General features: G+C 57.5%; 6 protein-coding genes. 2 read left to right on the top strand and 4 right to left on the bottom strand.

The annotated features are described in order from the left end of the window. The first annotated feature begins 476 nt into the window (after positions 1 to 476). Positions 477 to 3,308 (top strand): hypothetical protein, encoded by a 2,832-nt coding sequence (locus KDW55_RS08885; RefSeq protein ID WP_212197921.1) that lies wholly within the window; start codon positions 477 to 479, stop codon positions 3,306 to 3,308. Continuing rightward, on the top strand, positions 3,305 to 6,277 hold the full coding sequence (locus tag KDW55_RS08880) for an SNF2-related protein (protein ID WP_212197920.1): 2,973 nt from the start codon (positions 3,305 to 3,307) through the stop codon (positions 6,275 to 6,277). Before KDW55_RS08885 ends, KDW55_RS08880 begins: the two co-directional genes overlap by 4 nt. 4 nt (positions 6,278 to 6,281) lie before the next feature. Here the strand turns inward: KDW55_RS08880 and KDW55_RS08875 are convergent, their stop codons facing one another. The 4 genes from KDW55_RS08875 to gyrB all read right to left on the bottom strand — a co-directional run bounded on the left by KDW55_RS08875 (position 6,282) and on the right by gyrB (position 18,268). Beyond that, the gene (locus tag KDW55_RS08875) at positions 6,282 to 7,109 is read right to left on the bottom strand and encodes a hypothetical protein (RefSeq protein ID WP_212197919.1); all 828 of its coding nucleotides are present in this window, start codon (positions 7,107 to 7,109) and stop codon (positions 6,282 to 6,284) included. Between the two features lie 157 nt (positions 7,110 to 7,266). After that, the gene (locus KDW55_RS08870) at positions 7,267 to 9,006 is read right to left on the bottom strand and encodes an NERD domain-containing protein (RefSeq protein ID WP_212197918.1); all 1,740 of its coding nucleotides are present in this window, start codon (positions 9,004 to 9,006) and stop codon (positions 7,267 to 7,269) included. Positions 9,007 to 9,008: 2 nt separating this feature from the next. Further along, positions 9,009 to 15,293 (bottom strand): DEAD/DEAH box helicase, encoded by a 6,285-nt coding sequence (locus tag KDW55_RS08865; RefSeq protein WP_212197917.1) that lies wholly within the window; start codon positions 15,291 to 15,293, stop codon positions 9,009 to 9,011. 500 nt (positions 15,294 to 15,793) lie between these two features. Further along, positions 15,794 to 18,268 carry a DNA topoisomerase (ATP-hydrolyzing) subunit B gene (gyrB, locus tag KDW55_RS08860; protein WP_069240765.1) on the bottom strand — a complete coding sequence of 825 codons (2,475 nt, stop codon included), beginning with the start codon at positions 18,266 to 18,268 and terminating at the stop codon, positions 15,794 to 15,796. Between the last annotated feature and the right edge of the window lie 109 nt (positions 18,269 to 18,377).

The raw sequence follows: 18,377 nt of genomic DNA, 5'->3' as shown, positions 1-18,377 counted from the left end.
CCGCCGACGCTCCGGGCCCGTCAACACTTCCATCACTTCCTGCCTAGTGTTAGTCAAAAACACAGTCCTATGCCTACCCGTTATTGTAAGTGGGTGACTGTGTCCGGCGTTTCAGGGGGCTGCTCCAGGTGCACCGTTGTATCTAACGTGCGTAGTCGTTAAAGTAACAGCGTTGTCCGCTGCTTGACAGATCGTCCGGCAGAAAATACGAGGCAACTGCCATGGTGACAAAAACATGATCGTCGCATCAAATAATTAAAGCGTGAGGGGGCGGTATCGGGAGCGATATTGAAATCGAGGATCTGCATGCGTCGCTGACGGCACGTTTTGATGGGCTGCGCGCCGCGCGCGGCGGTGCTCCTCTTTATTTGCTAGAGCATGGCCTGTCCGGCGCCGACCTGGAGGCAATGCTACGTTCGACGCGAATTGGTCTGTGCCATCATCCAATTGAAGGATCTTGGTGGGGACTCCACCCCTTGCCACTGCTCATCGCGGTGACCGAGATTGGCTATACCTATCGCGGCACTGGTACTGACTTCTGGCCAATTTTTGCTGAACGACTCGGAGAAATCTCCGTTGCGACTCGCTCGGCACTGTCGAACTTGTTTCGCCGGACAGCTGGCCGCATCGGGCTCGCTACACCTACCGATACACCCTGGAATCGCGCGTTTTGCCACATCGCCTGGCCCGTACTTCACGCTATTTTACCCATTGAACTTCACCGATCGCTCGCACGCGTGCTGCGGGACGTGAGGGTACACCTGGATGTCAGTGGTAGCGACGCTACACTGATCGCCCCCATCCGCAGTCGCGCTCACTTTGCGGGCTGCGTTCGTTTGATCGCTTGGCTTGAGGATCAGCAAACTGCGGCGGCGGTGGTACGCCAACTTTTAGATCCCGGCCACCAACATGCGATCGCAAATTCGGCGTTGGTCCGGATTGCAGCCGATCTGGGCGCGGACGAGATTGCGAGCACGGCGCTGCGCGATTCCCGAAGGCGTCAGAAAGCGCTTGGAGCTCAGCCGGCACGGCGTAGTCGGGCAACTCCTGCCGTCGCCGAGACTCGTTTTGCCACACTTGTCCTACAGTCGACAGACCGGGGACTCTCGGTCGGCCTTAAGATCCCTCAATTGGCGCCAGTAGCACGCGATGCGGCCCGGGCTGCCCTCGATGCGATCAGATGGCGCGCGCTTCTATGGGGGCAAGGTCGGCCAGTTCCTAGTCGGAACATTTTCTCGGATTATCCTCTGTGGCTAACCGTCGCGACTTTACCGCCGGCGGAAGTTGCTCTGATAGCGGGGGCTGCCAACCTTCCACTGTCCCAAGAGGCGAGAGATTTTCTCGGTAGTCTTCGCGTCGATACCGTCACACCGATTCTATTTTCAGATTTCGCTGCCGATGGCAACGCCCTTCAGCGATCATCTAGGAAAGTCAATGACAACGAGCGCTACATTGTTCTTGTCGCCCAAGAACAACTTCCGGCATCGGCAGAGTCCTTGGGCCGCGTGGCGGATTTGCGAGCCTATCGGATTGATGTCCGTCAGCCGGACGGTGCCGTTTGGTTGTCGCAACTTGGTTACTTCGTGCGTCAATCTGCACGGCTCACCTGGCTCGGTAATCCAGAGGTGGAGCAGCATCGACCGACGCGACGATTCCGAAAGGGGGGATATGTCGCTTTCGAAGTAACAGCGGTTGGATCTGCATGCGATGTGCGCTTGGTTGCACCTGACGGAGGTCATTCGCATCTCACCGGCATCAACAGCGTTCTCGCTGGCTTCGTAGCGCATCAGTTAGGCATGTACGAACTTCATTACGGCGCAGGAGATTCGACAGCGTTTGAAGTTATCGAAGAGGATGATGATGCCGATCTGCTCAGCGTCGAAATCGACACCGGAACCGGAACGATCGGGGACCTCGCAGACCGGCAGGTCACGCTGCGCTTCGAAAGTGAGGTGCCACTTCAAGAAGCAGAAATAGAGTTTCGGTTGATGTGCGACGGTCGCGAATTCGCTCGAATCCGTCAAATTTTGCCTGATACGCCTTGTCGCCTCAACGGCGATGATCCCATATGGGACGCACTTCTCACACAGGAGGCGCTTGAGCGCCTTCTGCGCTCGAGAACCGCTGAGCTTCGCGTCCTTGTCCACGGGTTGATCGATGAAAGTTTTCGGTTCGAATACGTGGCAGCGCCATTTGCTTGGGAGCGCGATGCTGCCGGCAAACTGACCGCCTTTAACGAGACGGGCGAGATGAGCCTGTTTATGGCATCGTCACAAAAACCACTTGAGGTGGCGCAGGTAGCCGAGCGAGATAACAGTTCAGATATCGTTCTCTATCGCGCTGGGAATGGGGCTCCGCTGTTGGCAGGTGGGCTTTGTTTCGGGCGGAAGATATGGCGTGCGAACGACGCCGAAATTGCGAGGGTACCGACCCGGTTGCTTCGTCAATTCGAGGGGGGGCGTGGTGACGCCGCAGACGCACGCAGTGTTGTCGAAGCTTTGATCTCCTGGTCTGCCGCAAGTGTCGACCATCCAGTTACGCAGTTTCGTCGTGGTCGAGTTGTTGAGCAACTTGACCGGTGGTTGATACAGCAGTTGTGCGGGACCGAATGGGCTGACCGTGAGGCGGCGTTGGCAACACGCCGCGAGACGTCTTTCGGGCCAGCCTTCTTGAAGGCCTGTGCAAACCTTCAAGTCGGCTATGCCGATATCGACCTGCCTCAAGCGCAGCAGGTTCTTCTCCATCGCATCCTTCTTCGCTTAATCGATGCGCGTGGCCTACGAATGTTGCTTCAAGCTGGATGCGAACCCGTCGATCAAGATTTTGGCATCGCCTTTGATGATCTATTCAATGATGCTTATTCCATCTTATACGACACACTCAAATCTCTCGGTGAAAACTGCCCGTTCGACCCGGACGCAGATATCGATGTTGGCGAGGTGAGTGACAACTGGGATCGCGCGCGGTGCATAGCATCGTCAGAAGTGGCACTCACCGACCTTGTCGGATTGCTGCGGCCGCTTGGAGCCGGAGACACGCTGAGTTCGGCTGACTTCGAGACTATGCTTCCTGACAACGTCATCGATCTTATGCACGATTGGATCACGCAATACGTGCCGACGCATCATGTACGCAATTGGAACCGGGAGTTGGTTGAGGCGGCTTACTGGCTCTTGGCCAAGCCGGCCGTGGCTGCACGCCTTTCATGGGAATCAGCGACAGAAAGACTGCTAGCCGACCGGTTCTCCGCGCGAGCGATCCGATATGCCGCGTTAAGGATGGTAGGTGGGAGTCGAAAATGCAAATGAGCGATCCCTTTGTCGATTTATGCCTGGGCGTCCAAGCGCTCCGTCGCACGGTTGAACGCGAGATCGCTGGCCTTGGCGGGGCGACTGGCGTTGCGGCAGTGCCGTATCCGCATCAAATCGCCAACGTTCAGCGAGTACTTACCGACAGCCGTATTCGCCATCTAATTGCCGATGAGGTTGGCCTTGGAAAGACGGTGCAAACCTTGATGGTTCTGAACGCGCTCAGGATTCAGAATCCCAGGCACCGTGCGCTCATACTGGTGCCCGAAAATTTGGCTCCGCAGTGGTTACTCGAGTGTCAGTCACGCGGCCACTTCACTCCACTCGACTACGCGCCGCATCAGGATGAGACCGGTAGACATGTTCGACTCGCCTATTATGAGCAGTTGCGCTCGCTTACCGAGATCGACCCAAACCTGTATGACCTGTTGATCGTCGACGAGATCCAACGGCTGCAGAGCGATGCCCGTCAGCGCATCGCTGATGTTGCGGGAGAATTTCGGCAGTTGTTGCTACTATCTGCAACGCCAAAGCTCGAGGACGCCCAAGCATTTCGACAGTTGCTCACTATTCTCGAGCCCAGTCGCATGGCATTGGCCGCGCGCACGTCGGACGCGCCGGACGCGATTCTGCGGAACCGAGAGGCAGCAATAGCGACGCTACTTAACACCGGAGCGCGCGAGCAATGGGCCGCCATAGGTCTCCTTCCTCCGCCGGAAGGGGTCAGTTGTGCGACGCTCGCGTCGACTCACAGTGTACTTCGCCGGGTCACTCACACGCGGCGACGCGATTATCCCGATCTGCTGCCTCAACGCGTGCTGCACCGTATCGGGGTAGAACCGACCAGCGATGAAGTCGTGCGCCAGGAACAGGTTTGGAAATTCATTGGGCATGCGGTCCGTGGCGAGGTATCAACGGACCTCGCCCGGCTCGGGCAAGTTGCCCTGCGCTCACCACGTGCGCTTAGCGAACGCATCAACGTCCTGAGAGGTCGTGATCAGCGCGATCCTCAGGGCTTTCTAAATGTAGCAACCAAGCATCTTGACCTTGCGAACGGCGACAGTCGTCTTGAGGCGTTGATCGACTTGCTCGTCGAGATTTGGAATGTAGATCCCGAAGAGGCGGTTCTAGTAGTTGCCGAGGACAATCCGACGGTTGACTACCTCGAGCGTATGATCCCGCAATTCCTGCCTGAGATTGGATCACGTGGGCACCGACGACCACTATCCATTGCCGTCAAGCGCAACCGCGACGCTGCGGCCACTCCCGATCTCGTGGATCTGTTTGATGAATATGACGAGAGCCTCGGCGGCTTTGTTGATGGTGACGATCAGTTGTTAGTCGCGGCCGACTTGGCGCAAGTCGGACTCAATCTCCAGCATGCTCGCAAACTGATCTTCTTCAGCATCCCCTGGTCACCGGTTGCAGTCGAACAATGGATCGGTCGCCTCGATCGCCTGGGAAGCACGGCGCTCGAGAATCAGTCTGGCGAGCGATCAATCGATATTTGCGCCATCTACCAACGTGGGCAGGTGGACGAACGGGTCGTTTCGATACTGGACGACTTTGCGATCTTCGAGCGCAGCATTCGCCTCGATGGCGACGAAATCAATGTCGTTAGTCAACATATTGTTGATGCAGCTCTCGCGCCGCATAGCGTCAATTGGCGTGCGCTGTCAGAGGAAGCGCGGGCCATGGCGAACGATCGCAGCGACGCCCTAGACACGCCATTGTCGGCGGCATTACCGTGGCGACCGGAGCAAACGCGCGCGCTTGCGGATTATTTCGATCGGGTCGGAGCGATTGGCCCAATGCTCGAGCACTCGGATGCTCGTCGGGCGATCGTACGAATCGAAGCGGCACTTCGAGGCTGGATGCGTCTTATTAGACGAGCGGATGGTCTGCGTCTCTGGAAAGGTGAGGATAAAGACAAGTCGTCGCGCAGATTCCGGTTGTTACACTATTTCCGGTCGAGTTATTCAATAGGGCCGATCGAGCCGCGCTTCTTGCTTCCCGGCCTCGAGCCAAGCGTCGGCCAGCGTTACGCTTATCTCGACAGCAGACGCGCACTCGAGTCGCCGCCAGTGACCACGGTTTATGTTGACGACAATCCCGTAACCCCTCTCAACTTCCTGGATCATGGAAATCCGATCCACGACGCTCTGGTCCGGGAATGGGCGGAAATCGGCAAGGCAGCGCCGGCGTACCTCGAGGTGCACGTTCCCGAGGGACATTTGCTCGCGAATGATTGTGGACGCGGCGTCTACTTGGTCGCGATTCTCAGTTGGGTACCCGGAGAAGTTCATCTATCTGAACTCGACCAGTCACATGTCTTCCAACGATTTCAGGAGGCGCGGACGCGTCAGGAGCAGAAACCGTTGCTCGACGCGATCCAGCAGATGGAGGAAGACCTACGCGCCGACCGCTTCTGGCTCAACAGTATACTCACAGCGCGCTTGGATGTGCTTGCAGCCCAGTACGTCAATGGCAACTGGAGTCTTGTCGATGCGGCCGTTGCAGACGCACTTTTAACGCCGTGGTGCCCTACGGCGAAAGGTAAGGACCAGATCCTAGCCAAGGGACAAAAGATTGGGCCAGCCCCCGAGCTCAAAGGCGCCCAGAGCGCCGGCATCAGATTGCTACGACAAGAGTATTCTGACCGTCATCGGCGTTCACTTGGCGAGTGCGTCGATCTCCAAGAAAGAATCGAGAGCCGACGCTATCTGATCGATACAGAGGCGAATGATCTCATCTGTTGGAGACAGGCCCAGTTCGATGACGCAGTCTCTCTCGGTCTAGAGACCAGCGAGCAGGGATTTGCACGTAGTCGCTTTCGATCGATTCGCAATGCGCGAGACATGGCAATATATGCGCGTGATGTCCGCCTTGCCCGCATCGACAACTTGATGCATGCGCTGAGTACGCCTTTATATCGTGAATATAAATTGGTAATGCTGACGGTCGAATGAGCACTTAAATCTCGGCACGGCACCACTCATCAAAACAATGGTTGGCTTTTTCGCTCACCTGCCATGTCCAGGCTTGGCGTCCCGGCACGCCAAGCAGACGGAGTGCCCGAATGAATTGAGCTGGGATAGGATATTCAAATGCGAGGACTCCGTTCTGCCAGGTTGAGCGCTCAGGCGCCCCTAGCGCGACTCCGCGCGCCAAAAGCGCCCAGTTCCACTCGTCCCAATCATAAAGATCTAAGGCGTGCGCGTCACATCCGTCTACACAAGCCACTACGGGGTGCCACTCATTAGGATTGCGGCCGGGGCGAACACCACACCACGTTCCGTTCGGAACCGACGCCACCCAACGCCCGGAAACACCGTCGGCGTTGGGGCGGCCGAAGAAGCCAGTCGCATGTGGCGAAGCGACCACAGCCCGCAATTGGGTAGGATCGATCGGATTTCCTTTGTACCGCAGTACGGTCTTCAAGACATCCCAGAATTCGCTGATTGTCCCTCCTGCTTGGCTACCTACTCGGCGCACTATGTGCGAGTGAAAGGCTGCCGGTCCGAGCCAGTCGGAAAAGTGCACTGGAGTCACGGTGGCGGGTACGGTCGAAGCCAATCGAGCATATAGACCATAGTCATGTGCGATCATTGATTCTTTCGCAGTGTTTCCCAGCGCAACATATGCTGCGTCACCAATGTTGACCCATATCGGGCGTGACAGTACGAGACTGGTCCTGCCGTCGAGACGCGCAACCGTGACATCGCCGATATCAATCAGAGCATCGATGACATCGGCGACACAATCGCGGACCTGACCTTCTTCGAATCCAGTGGCGATCAACTGCCGATGTATATATTCAGTGACACGTGCTCGCGCTGGGGAGCGCCAAGAATGGATACACGTGCGTACTGCTTCGGCTACCGAGCCCACAGTTGGCGCGCCCCCGCAGCCAGTTTCAAAGCCTAGCCTCTGGCGCAGCGTATTCTGGTCGAGAGCCTCAAGCATCGATTCGACTCGCTGCTTCAGCTCTTTCGATGATCGATCTAATTCTCTCATCGTGAGTAACAAGTATCAGAACATGACGAGCCCGGCTGCACGCAACATAGAGGTCGGCAGATGTAAAGCCTGAACTGAGCGTGGCCAGATCGTAAACGATGACGACATCGGCCTCTAGCCCCTTAAAGGAACGCGCGGTCGTGCACAGTACACCCTTCCCAACTCGCCAGTCCGCTGCTGACGTAACGATGCGTGTGCCGCTAACCTCGTTCAAGCCTTTAAGGCTTCCACGCTCTTTAGAAGCCGGGCCGATAAGAACAATCTGACGTGGTGCCAACTTCTCGTCATCGAGCACTCGGCGTAGTTCGTTTGCCACGAGGCCTGTTTGCTGAGTCGACGCAGTCGCGCGAAGCATACGCACATCGACTCCGACGGGGGCCCCCGTCGGAGACAATGTTTCAAGAGGCACGAGATTAGCGCTTAGCCTAGCAATTCGCCTGGTATTCCGGCAGTTGATGTTGAGTGTATAGCGGGCTGGAAACTCGAATGGCGGTGGACTTGCGTTAGCCCGAAGGCTCTGAGCGAGATCCATAAAGACATAGGTCGCTCCACTCTCGCCGCCTTTAATGAGAGGAAACAGTGCGTACCACCAAAGTTCGGCAAAGTCTTGAGCCTCATCGACGACGAGTGCGCCGTAGCGCGGTTCATCTATTGCAAAGACGCTTGCGACAGCGGCCTCGAGAATCGAGACAGCATCCTCCTCCCAGAACTGACGTGCTGCGGCCTGGTCTGTGGGAACGTCGAAGGGCAACCCTGCCTTCCTCGCCAGTTCAGAAGCAAGCGAGTGGAAGTGGTACACGTCAACGAGCCCGGCGATTTCAGCCCGACTCGGATCCGCAGCGAGTTGCTCGCGCAGCCATTGAGCAAGTTCTCTGTTGTAGCAGACGAACAGACATCGAATTCCCTGGCGTGCGAACGCCAAAGCGCGCTCGATCGCCAGCAGCGTCTTACCTGAGCCGGCCACACCTTCAACCAGCAATTGTCGGTTTGCGAACAGGCCCCGAAAAGCGAGCGCCTGGTTGTCGGTCAATTCGAGCAATTTCTCGCGACCGGCTTCGATCTGCGGCGAGAGTGGGCGCATGATCTGGAAGCGCGGCAACAGCACGTCGAGCATCTCGATGAACTCGGCCCGCTCAAGTTTGCAGACTTTTCGCGGAAAGGCCGTGAAGGCTTTCTCGATCATTCGCTCGAGTTCATACATGCGGTCAACGTCGATGAGGATTTGATCAGCGACATCGAGTGGCAGGACACCGGTGGCACGCCCGTGCGGAAAGACCACTGCATACCCGTAGACAAATTTACTCGTGGTGATTCGCCCGCCTGTGCGCTCCTCCACGGCGTCGGTCAGCGCATGCATGTTACGCCGTGCCTGATCGAATGGATTGGTGATTTTGCGTTCGCCTTTGGCAAGCTTGCGGAACCATTGATGACCGCGAGCGAACATCTCCTCGCCTCCCTTCACCTCGAGAACGAGCAGACCATAGTCGGGATGAAAGATGACGAAATCCGCTTCGCCCTCGCGTAACGGCGCGTCGATTGAATCGCGCTCAGGGCGGAGCCACGGGAGAGAATGGACAACGCGGTACGTATCAGGAAGTTGATCGCGCAGCGCGAGATAGACATCTCGTTCTGAACCGTGAGCGATTTGGTCAGCCGTCACGTCGGGGATCATGATCGCCATAGTCAGTCACCCATTTTCCGGTGAAACGCGCCGAGAAACTCTACCGCGTCGCTGTTGATCTGCTCGGCACGCGCTGTCGGCTGCAAGGAGGCGTATCGGACGCGGTATCGGTCAATACCGCTCTCTTTGATACTCGCGCCTACCAAGCCGAACGTTACATCACTGCCGGATGCTTGAAATGCCTTACCATCAGTCCTCCGGATCAACATCGGCGTTTGACTTCGCTCTTCTACACGACTGAACATGTGCCACGTCCCTTTGGTAAATGGGCGCGCCTCTCCGAGCTTCGTGTTTTCCATCGTTTCGATATCGAGCCGGACGATGAAACTGTTCTTTGGCGCGTCTGGAACGTCGGCGAACAGAGTAGTCGGCGGCAGGTCCGGACCCGATCCACTGAGATCAGCCAACGCTCGATAAACCGGTACGCCGGTGTCTGCAAGAGTAAAGGGTGTATCTTCACGTTCGCCGGCCGAGGCTGCATCAAGCGCTCGCAAGACAGCAACTGGTAGTGCGCGGTCCACGAGCAACTGGTCGAGATAGCGGTCGGTCGCTTTGCGACCCCGCGCGAAAGCCCGTTGTGATCCCGGTTGCTCGCGGATGAGAGGGTGACTGATGACCAACGTGCGCCCGCCATGCATCGGCAAGCTCAGCGCGCCATCCGGACCGCGCTCAACTTCTTCGCCGGCATCAATCAAATCAGTTTGAAGGATATCCAGGAGTCGATCTTCTACAGGCTCTGGAACCCACGGTCGCTCGCCATAGAGAATGTGGCGAAGGAACGTCGCGCCGAGATGCCGGTCAAGATCAGCGTGATCCCAGCGGTTCTTGTGTGAGCGCAAGCAAGCGTAGCAGGACGATGAGCACTCGCATCGTTCCAAAAGGTCTAACGCTCGTGAAAGCAATGCTTCTGGATCACGCGCCGCTGTTCGAACAAAGCCTGCACCGCCGGGTGCCGTGTCGTAGAGGAATACCTCGACCTCGCTACCGCGCGCACCGCCCTCGTTGAGGGCAGCGCGATGACCGCCCCCAATATCAGCCGCGTCAACGTCCAGCAGTCCAGCTGCTGCAATACTCAACGCTTCGGCAATCGTCGTCAGCACGATGCGGCCAACGGTCGAACCGGCGGGCACATGAAGCTCTGGCGACAAACGGAATGAAAATAGCGCGATGTCGGTCAGGAACTCATGACCGAGAACGATGGCTCTTCCGCGACCGTCGCACAGTTCAGGCTGTTTGCCATGGTTCGGATAAGGTCGCCGGTGCGGCTTTGTTAGCTGGCCCTCGGCCCAGCCGGTCGGTTCCGTTCTTCCACATGCGGGACAGTAGAGGAAACCGGTCTCCGGACTTCCTGCTTTGCGAACACCAAGGTTCGTCACCATCAATGTTTGCTTAGAGGCCCAGGCACCAAAGCCGCTGCCATCTGGGCGCTTGAGTTCCCCCAATTCCTGATGCAACTCGAAATGAGGTGCACTTAGTTTAGCGCGCGTAGGACGCGTCAAAAGAGGTGTTTCGTCACCAGCTAGTTCGAACCGTTCATCATAGGGATGAGCAAATCCAACCGGGACAACCCAGCGCTCTGCAGGTCCCATACCTGCCTTCTTCTTGCAAGCTGGGCAATCCTCTGTGTCTCCGCGACGATGATTGTCGTCGGGGTCTTCGAGCTTCGCGTAGCCGCAGCGACCGCATTCATAGTAGAGCCTCTGGGCTCGATAGGCGTTGATGCGGTCCTTTTGAAATCCAGAATAGATCGCCATCGAGCGGAATTTTTGACCGTCGACCCAGACTTCTCGTCCAGGCGCATATTGGCTAAGCGCTTGGGTTAAGCCAGCTTGTGGCGAATAAGCGATCTCGGCACGATAGCGCGTGCTGGATGAATCGAACACAGTGAAGGAAACTACGTCGGTCGGAAAGGCGTAGCGGGGCAGTATTGCCTTCGCGAAAAGTCGATCGAGGAGGTTCTGAGGTTTTAAGGGAGCTTCTGGATTTGCATCCGCGTTTTCGCGCGCTTCCTCGGCCGGTGTGTCATTGGGCGGCGTCTCGAACAAATCCTCGTCGCCTCCATAATCCTCGAAGCCGAAGTCGAACGCCGGCCCTTCTTCGGTTGCCACAACGGTGTCCGCTGGCGTGAGCGAAACTTCATTCTCCCCGGCGCCTACCGCCTCAAGCGCTTGCAAAAGTTCTTGCGGCAAGGCCGAGAAGAAGTGTTCAGAGTCCCCTTCGATTGCCTCTCGTGGGATAACGTCACGAAGGGCGGCGTCTACGACTTTGGTGTTGGTCGCGAGCCAGCCTTTCAGACCGGCGAACGTAAAGCCATCGGGGTCGGGACGGCGAAATTCAGAGAGTTTGCCAAGGGACTCGAATATGTTTGAGGCCTGCACGTCGCCGCCAGCGATCGGCATTTCGATGCGTTCTTGCTGGAAGAGCGACAGCATGAGTGCGAAGGCATGTCGTCGCACAATCTCACGATTGTCGAGATTGAGAACCGGATCAGGGACTGGGCCTCCGACCATTGCCTGAGGATTCGCAAAAAAACGCTGGTCGTGGCTGTCCGACCCAGCAAACGTCAGCACGGTCGAAAGCGAAGAGCCGCGACGTCCTGCGCGACCGGCTCGCTGTTGATAATTGGCCCGTCCCGGAGGTACGTTGCGCAACGCAACAGCCGTGAGGCTGCCGATGTCGATGCCGACCTCCATTGTCGTGGTGCAACTTAGTACATCGACCGCACCTGCACGCTCACCACGAGGTCCCGGGACATCGAGATCTTGAAAGCGCAACTCGTACCATTCAGCTCGAGAGAAAGCCTGGTCCTGACCTGCATCGTTCAGCTGTGCTGTGTGTTCCTCGGCGACGAAGGGATAGGGCACATATCCTTGATTGTTCTCCGCCTCAAACCGTTCAACGAGTTTGCGATAGAGATACTTTCGGGTGCGGAAAACCGTGTCTTTGCGCGGATCGAGCGGATTGGTTTCCTTTCCGCATTGGACGCACGTTATACCCGTCAGCCGATTTTCGGGTTGTGCCAGTGTGCAATGGCCGCAGCGACGCCATGTGACCTCCTGCTCGGGGCGCAATCGAACCTTGGCGGCATTTATGAAGAACCCTTGCGCATTATGGTTCTGCGCAAAGGTGCTAGTTAGAAAGTCGATCCAACTTGCATCGGACTGCGCATTCGCGCCGAATTGTGTGCGGTGCCACTTTGCACCAAAGAGCTTCTCGAACACTTTGGTGTAGCGACCGCTGCTCCTTTTGAGTTGCGGCCCTTCACGTGAATCGATCCATTCGCTGGGCGTGCCCTCTACCAAGACAGCTCCGTCTGCAAGTGACAAAGTGATCCATAGATCGAGCAGCGCACGACGTTTTTCTTCGTCGGTCCCTTCGCCGGCGGGAGGGACAGCCAAAGTATTGAGACGCTTAACCTGATTGTCGGTCAGGAGCGCTTGAGGAGCAGCCAGGGCGAGCGGCAGCAACCCAGTGTGCCGGTTGGCAAGCACACGAGCGAGCGGCGCACGGACGGATTTCACATGAGTCTTGTTGAGGGTCGCGGCCAAATCCCGAAACTCTGCAAAATCGCCATCTTCCTTGGCGAAGGTGCGCACCTTGCGGAGATCGCGAGCGAACTCTTCGTGCTCGGATCCTGGCAGTCGGAAGTTCACGTCGAACTGAGAGCATGCGTACAGGATCGCGGGATAGGCATTGCCAAGCGCGACGGATTCACCGAAACGCTTTTCGAGCATCTTCAGGCCGGCGAGAAGAAGAGGTCGAATGCTGTCTTGGAGAGAGAAGTCCTTAAGTTTTCCTGACAACCGAGAAGCCGCTTGGCGGCCGTCAGAAAAGATAAGCGATTTGCGTCCCTTCAGTGGCGAAGTGGCTTCCGGACGCGCGGGTTGGTCCAGAAGTTGAACGCTGATCAGTTCCTGGAACGGTTCATCACCCTTGGTTTGGTGATTCATGATCTGCGAACCATTACCCTCGCAGTGAGGGCACTTCTCAAAATGCCCTGGTTCCACATCTTTCGCCGGACGCGGAAGCCATATTTCACGAGCATTTTGAGATTGCGAGCCAATCCGCCCAGTTAATGGGTCGAGGAAGGCGGTTGTGCAATATCTGTCCGCGTTGAAGCCTGGGTCCTCCAACAAAATCTGCACTGGACGGACAATTCCATCAACATCCTCGAGACTGCCGACGTCCTCGGCCCACAAAAAATCTGGCTGGCTAGGGTTGAGGGCAAAGGCCTGAAAATAGGCAACCCCACAATCACGGCAGGTGTGGACTTCGAAAACACGGGCACCGCATCCGCATTCTCGCCTTGATTGCGGATAGAGCATACCGGTAGGGCCCGGTTGTAAATCCATAGGCAATTTTGCGCAAGCACTGTGGGCACACCCCCAAAGGCCGGGAAGGCCGCGGAAAAAGGCATGCACACGTGCGGCAAGCAAGGGTGGGCCGTCCGGTTCTGCTTTTGCGTAGGACGAGAGTTCGAGCAGGACGTCCGTCGCCTTTGTACGGATATCGGGCGAAATCTCATCTTCGAAGAGAAGTGCAGCGATCTCATCGATCGCGATCGGTGCGAGTGGCTGGGTGGTAACTTTATCTTCCTCAGAAACCGCGCCACCGGTTAAGTTTACCAGCCTCCCGACAACGGGAAGATCCTTTAGTGCCGCGTGGACCGCGCGCTGTAAGCCGTCGCGGATGACCAATTGCTGGCCGTCTTTGATTGTCAGGTCAGGTTTGTCTACTGATTGCCCAACGCTGATACCATCAATGGCTGCAATTTCGGTGATCACCAGAAATGAGGTCGAGGTTTCAGCCTTACCATGAGGGGGAACAGAAACGATTTCCTCGACGGGGCAAAGCGTGGCGTCGACGCCACGGAGATTCACGGTTGCAACTTTCGACGTGGATGATGTGAGAGCAAATTGCTGTTCGACAAGCACGTCGTGTCGGAACGTTAGCAGGGGATGAAGGGCTTTGATCCGCTGAGCGGCGTCAACATCCTTGAGTTGTTTTACCTGGCACGCTGCGAGTACGGAGGCAAGCGTCGAGTCACCGGGGCCAGATGGATGTCGGGCATGTTTGCTGCCTCGTAGCACCTCAATTTTGTTGGCCTCACGACCGACTAGGCCAGCAATGAAATGCCGTGCCGCATCTCCATCAGAAAATGAGGCGCTAGTTGCAATAACTTGCAGACGATCTGGAGATAGCCCAAGTCTATTGCGCAGCCGCCGAATTAGGAGCGCCACTTCAGTGCCACTCGCTCCGCGATAAAGATGCGCTTCGTCGAGTACAAAAAGTAGTCTCTCTTCTGGATGCGCTTCGAAGAATGCCTTAGTGTGTTCGAAGATGGGGCGCTCGATCGGCCTCAAGAGCATGTACTCGAGCATCGAATAGTTTGTGATCAGCAGATCGGGCGGCTGATCCTGGACCTCATGACGCAGTAAGAGTTCTGCGTCCTCAGGGCGCTCGATTGCGCGCTGAAATTTCTGATCGGGACCAAGCCACGGTTTGCCGCTGCCGAGCCATGCCGTCATGCCATTCTCGGCGTCTTCATGACTAGGTTTGGCTGGCCAGCGGCCTAGCGATCGCAGCGCCTGGATCTGCGCCTCAACAGTTTCATCGGTTTGTGCCTCTCGTTCGAGATCACGATAGAAATTGAGACTCTTTAAGCGCTGCTTGTTACGCTCCTCTGTTCTTTGTCCCGGATAAAGGGAGCGGCCCGTGTATCGGGCGAACTTTGCTGGCCGCCCCGCACGTTCCGTGAACCAGGTGCGTACCGTCTGTGCTCCGAAGAGTTTACGGAGACGCCCCAACTGGTCATTTACCAGCGCGTTCATGGGATACAGAATGATCGAACGAACGGCGCGCTTAGCAAACTGCTCCGGTTTGCTCGCGGCTTCGTTCGCCAATTTCATGAGAATCGGCAGAAGAAAGGTTTCCGTTTTGCCCGATCCCGTGCCAGTGGTCGCCAATAGGCATCGGCCGACCGAATCAGCGATGATCTCAAGCGCGTCGGCCTGATGTGGATAGGGCGGATCAAAAGCGAGCCTTCCACCCTCAAGGGTGCCGAGATAGCTCAGAAAGTCTCTGGCCTGCTGCGGAATTGCTAATTCAGCAAACTTCCGCCTTCCCTGGTAAAGGGGGGTGCTTTCGAGATACGCCCGTTGGGAGATCGTACCCCGCTGGTCAAGAATGATGCGCCGTAGGTCAACAAGGCTGGGATGTGAAATGTGGTAAGTCGCTTCGATATAAGCGCTCAACGCATGATGAAGATTTTGTAGTTCTCTAAACATTCAGCCCCCGAATGCGAGCATCTGCCCGCGATCACCGAACATTCGCAACGGGTTGCAGGTGGCGATCGCCCCCTCGATCTGGCTCTCTGCCATCGTGCTACCGTGGCGCTCTACAAAAGTTGTTATCGATCCACGTTCTCCACCCTAGCTAGGCTTGCGGAACGTTTGTCCGGGCGGAGTGGCGGCCACCTTGCCTAGCGAGCACGAAGCCGTCGGAACGTCCCGACGGCTTCGCTCGTTACGCTCGGGCAGCGCGCCTTTCCTTGTGGATCTTGCTCGGATCGAGTCCGAAGCAAGTATTTAGCGGGCTTGGTCTCACAAGTTGCGCATCCCGCTTGGATTCATTCTCGGCGTATGCCTATTTTTTCAGCACCGAGGCGATCGTTGGTGTGTCTGGCGTAGGTGGTCCGATGTAGGCCAGTCGCACCAACTCCGTCGCTCAGTCGCAAAACTGTGGCGCCAGTCGCACTTACTCTGGCGCCCTACGTATCTACAATGCGTTAGACATCAATATTCCCCGCCCGCAACGCATTCGACTCAATAAACGCCCTACGCGGCTCGACCTCATCCCCCATGAGGGTAGTAAAGATGCCATCCGCAGCAATAGCATCCTCGATCTGCACGCGCAGCAGACGCCGCACGGTCGGATCCATCGTCGTCTCCCAGAGCTGCTCGGGGTTCATCTCCCCAAGCCCCTTATAGCGTTGCTTCGAAACGTTCCGTTCCGCATCCGCTAGCAGCCACTTCATCGCACTCTTGAAGTCGCTCACAGCCATGCTGCGCTCACCACGCTTGATCACCGCCCCAGCCTGAATCAGCCCTTCAAACGTCTTCGCGGTAGTCACCAGCTGCTGATAATCCGCCGTATGCTGGAACTCTTCATCGATGACCGAAACGCGCACGTTCCCGTGATGCGCTCGCTCAACCCGCAGCGACCGCAGCTCTCGCACTGGATCATACGAAGGCACGACACGCACTTCGTTCTTCAGCGCCTCGTCGTGCAAAGCAGCGTGAAGAGCCTTGGCCGAAGCCTCCGTCGATTCCTCGTTCGACAGATCGATCGCCACACCATCCATGATCGCCTCGAGCGCTGCCGGGTCATACAACCGGCTCAACCGTTCGATGACGCTTTGCGACAGCAGATACGACCGTGCCAGTTCCCCAAGCGCATCGCCCGAAATCGCGGCCGCATTCTCGCCAGGCACCAGCTCCGATCCTTGCAACGCCAAGCGCAGCATATGCGCGTTGAGCTCCGCGTCATCCTTCAAATACCGCTCATCCTTCCCGGCTTTGATCTTGTAAAGCGGCGGCTGCGCGATATAAACATACCCGCGCTCGACCATCTCCGGCATTTGCCGATAGAAGAACGTGAGCAGCAGCGTCCGGATATGCGCACCGTCGACGTCCGCGTCGGTCATGATGATGATGCGGTGATAGCGGAGCTTGTCGAGGTTGTAATCGTCCTTGCCGATGCCGCAGCCGAGCGCGGTCACGAGCGTGACGATCTGTTCCGACGACAGCAGCTTGTCGTAGCGCGCCTTCTCGACGTTCAGCACCTTGCCGCGCAGCGGCAAGATTGCCTGGAACTTCCGATCGCGCCCTTGCTTTGCCGAGCCGCCTGCCGAGTCACCCTCGACGATGTAGATTTCGCACTTCGCCGGATCTTTCTCCTGGCAATCCGCGAGCTTGCCCGGCAGGCCGACGCCATCGAGCACGCCCTTGCGTCGCGTCATCTCACGCGCCTTCCGCGCAGCGTCACGTGCACGAGCCGCTTCAACGATCTTCCCGCAGATGATCTTCGCGTCGTTCGGCGTCTCGAGCAGGAACTCTTCCAGCGCCTTCGCGACGACTTCCTCAACCGGCGCACGAACCTCGGAAGAAACCAGCTTGTCCTTCGTTTGCGAGCTGAACTTCGGCTCCGGCACCTTCACGGAGAGCACGCACGACAAACCTTCGCGCATATCATCGCCGGTCGTTTCGACCTTCGCCTTCTTCGCGATCTCGTTGTCTGCGATGTACTTGTTGATCACGCGCGTCATCGCCGCCCGCAGGCCGGTCAAGTGCGTGCCGCCATCCCGCTGCGGAATGTTGTTCGTGAAGCACAGCACGTTTTCGTTGTAGCTGTCGTTCCACTGCATCGCGACTTCGACGCCCACGCCATCCTTCTCGCCATTCACGTGGAAGATGGTCGGATGCAGGTTGGTCTTCGTCTTGTTGATGAACTCGACGAAGCCCTTCACCCCGCCGGCGAACGCGAAATCGTCTTCCTTGCCCGAGCGCAGGTCCGTGAGACGAATCCGCACGCCGTTGTTCAGGAACGAAAGCTCGCGCATCCGCTTCGCGAGGATGTCGTAGTGATACTCGACCGTGCCGAAAATGGTCGGATCGGCCATGAAGTGCACTTCGGTGCCGCGGTTCTCGGTGTCGCCGGTGATCAGCATCGGCGACACTTCGACACCATCCACCTGCTCGAGCACGCGATCCTGCGCGATGCCGCGATGGAACTCCATGAAATGCTTCTTGCCGTTGCGGCGCACGGTGAGGCGCAGCCAGCTCGACAGCGCGTTCACGCACGACACGCCCACGCCGTGCAGGCCGCCGGACACCTTGTAGCTGTTCTGGTCGAACTTGCCGCCGGCGTGCAGCTCGGTCATCACGATCTCGGCGGCGCTGCGCTTCGGCTCGTGCTTGTCGTTCATCTTCACGTCGGTCGGAATCCCGCGGCCGTTGTCGGTCACGGAAATCGAGTTGTCGGCGTGAATCGTCACGTGGATGTCGTTGCAGTACCCGGCCAGCGCTTCGTCGATCGAGTTGTCGAGCACCTCGAACACGAGGTGGTGCAGACCGGTGCCGTCCGACGTGTCGCCGATGTACATCCCGGGGCGCTTGCGCACCGCTTCCAGACCTTCGAGGATCTGGATCGACGAGGCGCCGTAGCTGCTGTTATCGGGTTGCGAATTGTGCTGTTCACTCATGGATATCTTCCGGTTCTGCGAGGCCACTCTCGTGGCGGCGCGGTGCGTTTCAGCGAGAGAAATCGCCGGGCCGCTCCAGTTTCCTGGCCCGCCCCAGGCGCCGAAAACG

Origin of the sequence: Burkholderia sp. AU19243 (assembly GCF_018148075.1) — a bacterium.
Lineage (GTDB): Bacteria > Pseudomonadota > Gammaproteobacteria > Burkholderiales > Burkholderiaceae > Burkholderia > Burkholderia latens_A.
This window is presented reverse-complemented; position numbering and strand designations above follow the sequence as displayed.